Below are 9,495 nucleotides of genomic sequence, written 5' to 3'. Positions count from 1 at the left end.
CGCCGGCGTGCAGGACACCAACGGCGGCAAACTCGTCGCTGACGAACTCGCTACGAAGCTGCCCAGCGTGACAAAAGCCTGGGTGGATGCCGGCTGCCGCGAGACGCGAAGCGGAAAGGCTTCGTAGTCCAGAAAGTCCGCTGGCGTGTGGAGCAGACCTTCGGGATCATGAACCGGTACCGGCATCTGCACCGCGACTACGAGGCACTGCCGACCCGGTCCCGGTCAATGATCCACTGGGCCATGGTCAACTCCATGACCAACCGGCTGACCGCCGACCCGGACAAAGTCGGGCAATACCTCCGCCCGAAACCGCCCGCAGCAGCCTGAAACAAGCACCCATTCGGCGTCTGGCCTGTCGGGCTGGCGCGATGACCGTGGTACGGGGTTGCTCAGTCAGGTCATCGAGCACGGCCGTCCGATCGTCTCATACGGAGTTGTGAGCTCACCCGAGTCTGCGACCGCTGGTGGCGGTTACCGAGGCCTTGTCGGTCAGTGGTGGGGCGATCTGCGGCCGAGGAGGTCGGGGTCCACTGCGCCGGAGGGTTTCAGCGGGACGTGATGGTCGTGCTGGGGTTCGCGCGTCGTTAGGCGCGTGGTTCGGAGGATGTGCCGCATGTGTCGGAGGACGTGGCGGATCTGGTTCATGGTGTGGTTTCCGGGTTCTGTGCGGGGTGGGGGTCCGGGGGCAGTGGTGGGTGGTGTGGAGCAGGGGTCCTGGGATGCGGCAGTCCCGTTGGTGGGGCGATGTGTTGGGGGGTGGTGATGGCGGTGGGTTTGGGGTTCGTGCCGCGTTTGGTGGTGGGGGCTGGTCCGCCGAAGACGAGGCTGACGTGGGCGCCTCCGGTGGCTCCTTCTCCGATGAGGAGGCGGCCGCCGGACATGGTGGCGGTGCGGCGTGCGATGTCCAGGCCCAGGCCGCTGGAGCCGCCGGTGCTGCGGCCACGTTCGATGACTCGGTAGTCGCTGAACCCGGGTCCGTCGTCTTCGAGGGTGACGGCCGCGCCTCCCTCGGGGTTCCTGGAGACCTTGATGCGCATGGCGGTTCCGTCTGGAGTGTGGGTGAAGACGTTCTCGAGGAGGGCGTCGATCGCCGCCTCGAGTTCCGGAGCGGGCACGTAGACCCAGCAGTCGGTGTGCTCGACGGTGAGGGCGCAGACGCGGTCTTGTTCCTCGGCGAGGGCGGACCAGAAGGCGACGCGCTCGGTCACGACGGCGTCCAGGCGGGCCGTGAGGCTGCCTTGGTGGCCGATGGGGTGTCGTGCGAGGCGGATGATGCGGGTCACTTCGTTGTTGAGGTCGCTGAGGCCGGTGAGGAGGCGTCGTGCGTCCTCGTGGTTGGTGACTGATTCCGCTTGGAGCATGAGCGAGGTGATGGGTGTGCGCAGCCGGTGGGAGAGGTCGGCCAGAGCCTCGCGCTCGTTGGTGATCAGGGCGTCGATGCGGGCGGCGAGGGTGTTGAGTGTCATGCCGAGGTGCTGGAGCTCCTTGGGGCCTTCGCCGTGGAACCTGGCGTCGAGTTGTCCTTGGCGCAGTTTGCTTGCGACGTCGGTCAGTTGCTCGGCGGTGCGTACGACGGAGCGGCCGAGTCGGTCGGCGACCAGGGCGGCGAGGATGGGTAGGACGACGGCGGCCAGGGCCACGGAGGCGAAGACGCCGTTCATCTCGCGGGAGACGTTGGCGGCGTCGACGGCCACGTCCACTTCGGCCCTGTGTCCGCCGGGCATTGCCACGGCTGTGCTTGCCACGCGGTGGCCGCCGCAGGTCCAGATGACAGGGGGGTGGGAGATCTCGGCTCGCGGTCGTTCGGGGCACGGCAGAGCCTGCCCGTATCGGTGGCCGGAGGGCAGGGTGACCGTGGCTCGGACGTTGACGGGCTGTTGCGCGATCCAGGAGGAGAGCGGTTCGGGGCCGTTGTCGGCGGAGTCCCTGGTCAGGCTGGCCAGCGTCTCGGCTTGTGTGGCGGCGTACTGGTTGGTGTTCCCGACGTAGGCGTGGTGGGCGTAGAAGCCCAGCGGCACGGCGAGGAGCAGCACGGTCAGCAGGGTGGTCAGTGCGCTGACGAAGGCCAGTTTCTTGCGCATCACGCTGCGGGGGCGGCCAGTTTGACGCCGACGCCACGGACGCTGTGCAGGTAGCGTGGCTCGGCTGCCGTCTCGCCCAGTCGGCGGCGCAGCCAGGAGAGGTGGACGTCGATGGTCTTCTCGCTGGCGCCGAAGGCGTCGTCCCAGAGTGCGGAGAGGAGTTCGTCCTTGCTGACCACGCGGCCGGCGTGCTTGGCGAGGTAGGACAGGAGGCTGAATTCCTTGGGGCGCATCTCCAGGAGGGCTCCGTCGTGCGTGACGACGTGGGCCTGTGGGTCGATCTTCAGGCCGCCTACTTCGTAGACGGTGTCTTCCCTCTTCTCCCCGGCGCGTCGGAGGACGGCACGGATGCGGGCGTCGAGGTGCTCGGCCGAGAACGGCTTGACGACGTAGTCGTCGGCTCCGAGGTCGAGCGCGCGGACGATGTGGGCTTCGTCGTCGCGGGCGCTGGCGACCAGGACGGGGGTCCTGACGAGGGCGCGGAGCATCTTGAGCACGTCGAGGCCGTCGATGTCGGGGAGTCCGAGGTCGAGGATGATCACCTGGATGGGGTCGGATGCCGCGCAGCTGAGGCCTTCGGCGCCGCGGGAGACCGCGTGGACGTCGTATTTGAGCCGCCTGAGCGAGGCTGAGAGGAATTCACGGATCTCCGCGTCGTCCTCTATCACCAACGCGCTCGTCCACGCCATGCCCGTCTCCATGTGATCGGTCTACCGGATGCGTCTTTGGACAACAGAGTGCGCTGCCCGACTTGGAAGCGAATCGGTCGACTGGGGGAAACTTGAGGAGAGCGATCGCCCGCCGATTGGATGACCGAAAGGGCACCACCGGTTAACGTACCTCAGCGCCTCTCATTCAATTCCCCTTGTTTCAGGGGCAGTTGGTGCTGTTGTTTGTGTGAAAGGCGTGGCGGCCGGTTTTTTGGCGGCCTCGGGAGGGTCCCGGGTTCTTGGTGGCGGGGAGTGTCGTCGTATCATGCGGGGGCTTGTCGGCGTGGGTGAGCAGCTCCCTTGGGTGCGGCTGTTGCATCCACCGGTGGTGCTGGTGTGTCGTGCAGCTTGTCCAGGTGGGGGTCTGTCGCCGGCTGGCGTGGTGTCCTGCTTCTCGCCGGAACCAGAGAGACCGTGGGGCCGCGCTTGAGAATGCCGCGACATCGGAGTCGGGCGTTTTTGATCTTAGCAGTGCGTTAGCGGGGAACTCCTGTGAGTTTTCAGAATCGCTTCCGTCAGCGCGCCCGGCTCCGGTGCTGTGGATCGATCACGGAAAGCTTTTTGGGGGCCGGTGATTGGCGTCTGGCATACAAATGACCGAACGGGCAGGGCTTTGCCGGTGCGGGCCCTTTTCGGGAATCGCTGAGAGCGTGGTTTCGCGGGGGTGCTCGGGCACGTCGCATCCAGCGGTTCCGGCGATCTTTCGGTGCGGGCGTCGCGGCGCTTGAAGATCTTTCGACCAAGGGGGTCGCGGGGCTGCCTTCTCCTCTTGATCACCGCCTCGGAGGGCCTGGCACAGTAGCTCGTGCCCTGTGGTGGCAGGGTTGTAGCTAGGAGGCGGCTGCGGTCCTGGGGGATGTGGCGTGGCGGGAGTGGCCGTCGGCAGGGTGCTGGGTGTGTGGTGTCGGTGCCGGGCTGCTTTTAGTCGAGCAGGCCGCGTCGCATGCCCTCGGCTACGGCGGCAGCCCGGTCGCTGACGCCGAGCTTTTCGTACACGTGCTGGGCGTGCGTCTTGATGGTGCTGGGGGCGAGGAAGAGTTTTTGCGCGATCTGGGGGATGCTGAGGCCTTGGGCGAAGTACCGCAGGACTTCCAGTTCGCGGGTGCTGAACACCGGTCCGGAGGACTGGGCTCGCATGCGGATCTCTTCGGCCACACCGCCGGCGAGGGTGGGGGGAATGACGGTCTTGCCGGCGGCTGCTTGGCGGACGGCTTCGATGAGCTCGGAGCGGTTGGCGTCCTTGGGGAGGTAGCCGGCGGCTCCTTCCTCGAGGGCGCGGAAGACCAGCTCGCTGTTCTCGAAGGCGCTGACGACGACGACCTTGGTGGACAGCTTCCACTGGCTGACGGCGTGGGTCACCGCGATGCCGTCCATTTCCGGCATCTTGTAGTCGACCACGGCGACGTCGGGCTCGAGTTCCTTGATCATGGTCAGAGCTTCTCGGCCAGTCGTGGCCTCTCCCACGATCTCGATCGAGCCGCTCCAGGTCAGAGCCCGTTTCACGCCTTCACGGTACAGCGGGTGATCGTCGGCGATGATCACCCGAAGGCGGTCGTCCATCAGGTCACCCTCTGGCTCGGGGCTCAGCCCCTCGAGGCGGAGCCTACTGACTTCGAGGATAGTCCAGCGGGCTCGCGGTGGCCTGGTGAGGTAGCGGCGCGGCGCTTTGCCGATGACATGGTGCGTCCTTCGGGGCTCCAGCCTCGCTCAAGGGCTGTCACACCACCCCAGATGCCGTAGGGCTCGGGACTGGCCTCGGCGTGGGCGCGGCATTCGGCGCGTACGGGGCAGGATCGGCAGATGGCTAGCGCGAGGGCGCGTTGTCTGCGGCCTTGTGCGAAGAAGATCTCGGCGTCGGCATCGAGGCATGCAGCGGCCCGCGTCCACTTTCCGAGGCCCTTTTCGATCCGCTGCACCGGTTCACCTTTCACACGAGAAAACCACCGTTTTATCGCAATTGTGATGAAAGGGGCATGTCCGATACCTCGACCAGTCGGCCGGCGCGGTGGTGGAGGCCCACTCCCCCGATCAGCACACCGGAATACACGCGCGGGGGGTGAGCCTGTCCAGGATGCGGGAGCGCAGGTCGGGCCATTCCGTGTCGAGTACAGAGAAGAAGGCGGTGTCTCTTACTTCCCCGTCCCTGCCGAGGGTGTGGGCGCGGCGGATGCCGTCGCAGGTGATCCCGAGTCGGGCGACGGCTGTCATGGACCGGGTGTTGCGCGCGTCGATCTGCAGCGCGACACGGCGTACTCGCCAGCTCTCGAAGGCGTGGGTGAGCAGCAGGTACTTGGATTCGGTGTTGATGGTGCCGCCTCTGGCGTCGGCGGCAAGCCAGGTCGCGCCGATCTGGGTGGCGCAGGGGACGGCGAGCGCGGGGTCTCCCGCGGGCAGGCGGGTGGTGTGGTGGGAGGGGGCGCGCCAGTAGTCGAAGCGACACAGCCGGGTGGACCCGACAACGCTCTCGTCGGCGAGGCGGACCACGGCGAAGGGCAGACTCGCGCCGATTTCCTGTTCCTCCAGGGCCTGGCGGATGTAGGTGTGGGCTTCCTCCAGGCCGTGGGGCACGGACAGGAAGGCGAAGGTCTCGGGTTGGCTGGCGGACACGGCGGCGAGGGCGGGCGCGTGCCGGTCGGCAAGCGGCTCCAGCCGTACGGCGCGGCCCGCCAGGGTGACGGGCTCGGGCATCAGGGGACTCCGTTCACCGGGTCAAGCGCCGGCCGCGGTGTCGGCGCTGGGAGCGCGGTTCAGCAGTCCCAGCGCCGACAGCAGGGTTTCGCAGTCGGTGGCGTCACGTGCGCTGGAGGCGACGAGCAGCTGGGCCGCCCGTGCCTGCGCATCGGCGGGGCGGTGGGATGCCGCCGTGCCGTCCGGCAGGAAGAGGTTGCGTTTTCTGTTCACGGTCGGTCCTGTGGCCGGGTTCGGGTCTAGAGCTTGAGGCCCAGGGACTGGAGGTAGGCGACGGGGTCGACGTCCTGGCCGTATTCGGTGCCGTAGCGGGCCTCGAAGTGCAGGTGCGGGCCGCTGCTGTTACCGGTGGAACCGACTCGGCCGATGACTTCGCCTGCCCTGACCTCGTTTCCGACCGACGTCTCGAACTTGCTGAGGTGGGCGTAGAGGGTGTAGCGGTCCTGGCCGTTGACCTTGTCAGCCATCTTCACCAGGACGTGCTTGCCGTAGGCGCCGCCATCCAGGACACGCACCACCTGTCCGTTGCCGACGGAGCGCACCGGAGCCCCGTCGATGCTCTTGCCGGTCGTGGTGCCGACGAAGTCGACGCCGGTGTGGTAGCCGCTGGACCAGACCGCGCCGCCCGCCTTGTAACCGCTGCCCATGGTGCCGTTGTCGACGGGCAGGGAGGCCTTGATGCGCTGGGGTGCGGTTGCCGGTGCGGCCTGCCGGGCGGTGGCGGTCGTGGCGGTGGACGCCGCGGCGGGGGCCTTGGCCGCGCCGAGGACGAGTTCGTCACCGGGCTGGATGACATTGGGGTCCGGGCCGATCTCCGCCCGGTTGGCCTCGTACAGCTGCTGCCAGGTCTGGTCGGTCTCGCGCTCGGCGATGCGGGAGAGGGTGTCGCCGGTCTTGACGACGTAGCGCGTGGACGGGCCCTTCTCGCGCTGCTGACTCTTCTCGCTCCGCTCGGTGGATGTCTTGGGCGGTGCGGACTTCTTCTCCGTGGTGTCCTTCTGCTCGGAGCCGGCGAGGTTCGGCTGGGGGCCGCCCTTTTGCAGGTTCGCAGCCTTACCGCAGACGGGCCACGCACCCGGTCCCTGGTTGGCCAGGACCTTCTCGGCCACGGCGATCTGCTGCTCCTTGGTGGCCAGGTCCGCCCTCGGGGCGTACTGCAGGCCGCCATGGCCTTCCCAGGTGCTCTGCTTGAACTGGAGTCCGCCGTAGTAGCCGTTCCCGGTGTTGATGCGCCAGTTGTCGGTACTCTCGCACGCGGCGACAGCGTCCCAGGTCTCCACCGACGCGGCGGAGGCCGGGGAGCTGAGCAGGAGTGGCAGTGTCGCGCCGGCGCCCGCGACGCCCGCGCTCGTGGCGACGCGCTTGGTATAGCTGGCCTTGTATCGCCGGTGTCGGCCGGTTCCCTTCGAGAACATAACTACGCACCCGGTCCTTTCGAAGCCGCAGCAGCGGAATAGATCTGTTGAAGCGTCACTTCCGGTGTTGTGTCGGCTAAGCGGTGCCGAGGAAGGGACTTCAGTCAACGTAGGCACTGCTTGGTTAACGGCGGCCTAGATGGACCTGGTCGCGGTGACAATGCTGTGACAGTCACTCCCGTCCCATCCGCACGTCACCTCAGGCCTCAAGGTGGGACGTTGGCGGTGAACTTCACGCCAGGCGAGAGGAAGGGAACGGCCCGTGGCGGCTCTTTTGGGCATGCCGTGACAAGCCAGTGGGACACGAATGCGTGGGATGTTCTCGCGTACGGCCGGTCAGGTTGCGCTGCTCGCGGCCGCCGGACGGCGCGGGGCGCGGCCGGCTCGGACGAGTCTCTTGGTGAGCTTGCCGGTGGCCCTGTACAGCACTTCGAAGCACTCGTCCTGCGGGAGGGGCTCGAGCGAGGTGTCGATACCGGAGAGGTCTTCCATCGTGAGGTTTGTGACGATGGTGTCGATGGCCCCGACCAGTTGCTGGTTCTTCTTGATGAGCTGGGCGGCTGCCTGGACGAGGACGGTGGCTATGACTTGTCGCTGGCCAGCCGGCTTCGTGTCGAGCCAGGACAAGAAGACGTCATCGCGTAGAGCGGCTCTCGGCAACGCGCCGCTGAGGTACTCGCCGGCGGCACGCAGATGCTCATTGCAGCGCTTCACGCTTTCGGCGATGTTCTCAATCGCCGCTGTGTCGGGCCGGTCCATGGATTCAAGGACTTCGCGGTAATGCTCCAGGACAGCCGTCTCGTCCCCGGCCTTCTCGATGCGTCTGATAATTCGTTGACGAATTTGCCCGTACAGCACAGAGCCCGAGAGCTGTTCGTATTTCGCCGGATCGTATCCCGCCTGCACGCAGACAGTTGTGCGGAATTGCGGCATCTCGGTTTTGAGGAAGAATTGAACCCCCCTCTGTGTATCATTGGCTTTTTGGCAGTAGGCCTGGACGGCGCTCTTGAGGTCGTCCAGTGGGACTTTTCGCTTCTTGCGGCGCTTGAAGACGGAGAGGAGCTTGTCGGCTTTGGTGCGGGGTCTCGGTTTGGGGCTCTTCTTCCGGGGCCGGGCCTTCGGCCGGGCCTGGTTCGAAGAGGCCGCGCCGTTCAGCCCCACTGCGGCCGGTGTCGCCGACGCGGGGGCGGGGTTCGACGTGGCCGGATTGTTGGACTCGGGCTTCGCAGCTACGGCGCCGGCGGCCGGAGAGTTCGCCGCGCGCTGCTGCCCGGCCGACGGGTAGACGGCGTTGTACACCTCGTTGACGGCGTGCGCCACCGCTGCTGTCAGTGCGTTGACGTCCGGCGGCGGTGGGGTGTCGAAGGATTGGTTCGGGGCGAGGGAGTGGTTGGAGACCACGGTGTCCCGGAGCGTCAGGGCTGCGGTGAAGAACTCCTCGTACGCTTTGGCGAGGTATTCCAGGGTCTGCCCCAGGAGATCCGGGGTAACGGTGTGCGGGAGCTCTCTCTTCACACTGTTTCGTATCCAGGTCCAGACCTCGTCCTGGGACATCCATGGGAGGAGTTCTTCGCACACCTCCCTGACCCATTTCACCTGCTGCGTGTGAATGGGCTCGAAATGGGTCACCCAATTGGGATTCTCCGGGATGTATTCCTCGAGCCAGGAAAAATAATTTCCACTGGTTTCTGCGATGCAGTAGGCTTCAAATTCTTTGAGCCATCCGGTGAACTCTTGTAGTAGGCCCTGACTCACGGGCGCGAGCACATCGCCGTCGTAGATGCGGTTCACCTGCGCCAGCGTCTGGAGGAACCTTTCGCGTGCCTGCGCGTAGTGGGTGGCTTGTTCCGTATGTGCCACTTAGGTTCAACTCCTTCTCGGCTCGGGCGTGGTGGAGGTGTGCAGGCGCAGTTCCTCGACGTTGCGCGCGATGGCGGCGGGTTCGGCCGGTGCGAGTTCGGCGGTCAAGGCGAGGTGGAGTGTGGTGCGCCAGGGGACTTGCGCGGCGGACCAGAGGTGGCCGGAGGCCGCGCCGCCTTCGGGGGCGAGGGTCAGGCGGGTCGCGGCGCCGGAGGCGAGGGTGCCTTCCAGGCACCAGGGGGGCAGGTGGTAGTGGGCGGCCAGGAGGGTCATGGCCCTGCTGAGCAGGTCGCTCTCGTCGTCGGGGCTGTGTGGGGACCAGGCCCACAGGATGTAGGAGAGCTGGAAGCGGCGGGCGGGGCCGCGTCGGGCGACGACTCGGCCGCCGCTGTCGCGTACGTCCTGCCAGTCGCCGGCCATGCCGCCGGCTTGTTCCTCGATCTGGTGCAGGAACACGCCGATGCCGCCGGGTCGGTCCGCTGCCTGGGCTGTCCAGTGGTGGAGGGACCCGGCGAAGACCGTCTCGTCGCCGTGGAGGGCGGACTGGAGGAGTTTGCGCAGCGAGGCGGTGGCATCGGTCAGGAACATGGTGCCGATTGTGCGAGCGCGACGGACACGGCGGCCGGGACGGGCGGCCAGCCCAATGCGCCGCGCCGTTGCCCGGGGCGTTGCCCGTTCGGCTGGCCGTCCTTCCTGCCCGCTCGTGCATGATTCGTGGTCGTTCGGCCACCTCTTTGC

At 66.9% G+C, this 9,495-nt stretch carries 10 protein-coding genes; 1 reads left to right on the top strand and 9 read right to left on the bottom strand.

Annotated features, from left to right (window positions below):
• Positions 1-78: 78 nt before the first annotated feature.
• Positions 79-330, top strand: coding sequence for a transposase (locus ACIQMR_RS33680; protein ID WP_401395546.1), 252 nt, complete (start codon positions 79-81; stop codon positions 328-330).
• Positions 331-644: 314 nt separating this feature from the next.
• On the opposite strand, the gene ACIQMR_RS33675 is transcribed toward ACIQMR_RS33680, so the two are convergent.
• From ACIQMR_RS33675 to ACIQMR_RS33635, 9 genes are all read right to left on the bottom strand, one after another.
• Positions 645-2,084 carry a sensor histidine kinase gene (locus ACIQMR_RS33675; protein ID WP_401395535.1) on the bottom strand — a complete coding sequence of 480 codons (1,440 nt, stop codon included), beginning with the start codon at positions 2,082-2,084 and terminating at the stop codon, positions 645-647.
• The gene (locus tag ACIQMR_RS33670) at positions 2,084-2,773 is read right to left on the bottom strand and encodes a response regulator transcription factor (protein ID WP_362889612.1); all 690 of its coding nucleotides are present in this window, start codon (positions 2,771-2,773) and stop codon (positions 2,084-2,086) included. Before ACIQMR_RS33670 ends, ACIQMR_RS33675 begins: the two co-directional genes overlap by 1 nt.
• A 942-nt stretch (positions 2,774-3,715) precedes the next feature.
• Complete coding sequence (locus ACIQMR_RS33665; RefSeq protein WP_401395531.1) at positions 3,716-4,336, bottom strand: response regulator; 621 nt, start codon at positions 4,334-4,336, stop codon at positions 3,716-3,718.
• A gap of 41 nt (positions 4,337-4,377) precedes the next feature.
• On the bottom strand, positions 4,378-4,710 hold the full coding sequence (locus ACIQMR_RS33660) for a WhiB family transcriptional regulator (RefSeq protein ID WP_401395529.1): 333 nt from the start codon (positions 4,708-4,710) through the stop codon (positions 4,378-4,380).
• A gap of 112 nt (positions 4,711-4,822) precedes the next feature.
• Entirely contained in the window at positions 4,823-5,482 is a 660-nt protein-coding gene (locus tag ACIQMR_RS33655) for a GNAT family N-acetyltransferase (RefSeq protein ID WP_401395526.1), read from the bottom strand.
• A gap of 21 nt (positions 5,483-5,503) precedes the next feature.
• On the bottom strand, positions 5,504-5,695 hold the full coding sequence (locus ACIQMR_RS33650) for a hypothetical protein (RefSeq protein ID WP_401395523.1): 192 nt from the start codon (positions 5,693-5,695) through the stop codon (positions 5,504-5,506).
• A gap of 26 nt (positions 5,696-5,721) precedes the next feature.
• Entirely contained in the window at positions 5,722-6,897 is a 1,176-nt protein-coding gene (locus ACIQMR_RS33645; protein ID WP_401395521.1) for a transglycosylase family protein, read from the bottom strand.
• A gap of 336 nt (positions 6,898-7,233) precedes the next feature.
• Positions 7,234-8,757, bottom strand: coding sequence for a hypothetical protein (locus ACIQMR_RS33640; RefSeq protein WP_401395518.1), 1,524 nt, complete (start codon positions 8,755-8,757; stop codon positions 7,234-7,236).
• Positions 8,758-8,763: 6 nt separating this feature from the next.
• On the bottom strand, positions 8,764-9,345 hold the full coding sequence (locus tag ACIQMR_RS33635; RefSeq protein ID WP_401395515.1) for a Pvc16 family protein: 582 nt from the start codon (positions 9,343-9,345) through the stop codon (positions 8,764-8,766).
• Positions 9,346-9,495 lie beyond the last annotated feature (150 nt).

It is taken from the genome of Streptomyces sp. NPDC091376 (assembly GCF_044757085.1).
GTDB lineage: Bacteria > Actinomycetota > Actinomycetes > Streptomycetales > Streptomycetaceae > Streptomyces > Streptomyces pratisoli.
Note: the sequence above shows the minus strand (reverse complement) of the source record. Positions and strands in the feature narration are given on the sequence as shown.

Bases quoted from the DNA above. Each gene is read 5' to 3' on its own strand.
- ACIQMR_RS33675 (WP_401395535.1), bottom strand. From the start codon at position 2,084: ATGCGCAAGAAACTGGCCTTCGTCAGCGCACTGACCACCCTGCTGACC.
- ACIQMR_RS33655 (WP_401395526.1), bottom strand. From the start codon at position 5,482: ATGCCCGAGCCCGTCACCCTGGCGGGCCGCGCCGTACGGCTGGAGCCG.
- ACIQMR_RS33645 (WP_401395521.1), bottom strand. From the start codon at position 6,897: ATGTTCTCGAAGGGAACCGGCCGACACCGGCGATACAAGGCCAGCTAT.
- ACIQMR_RS33635 (WP_401395515.1), bottom strand. From the start codon at position 9,345: ATGTTCCTGACCGATGCCACCGCCTCGCTGCGCAAACTCCTCCAGTCC.
- ACIQMR_RS33670 (WP_362889612.1), bottom strand. From the start codon at position 2,773: ATGGCGTGGACGAGCGCGTTGGTGATAGAGGACGACGCGGAGATCCGT.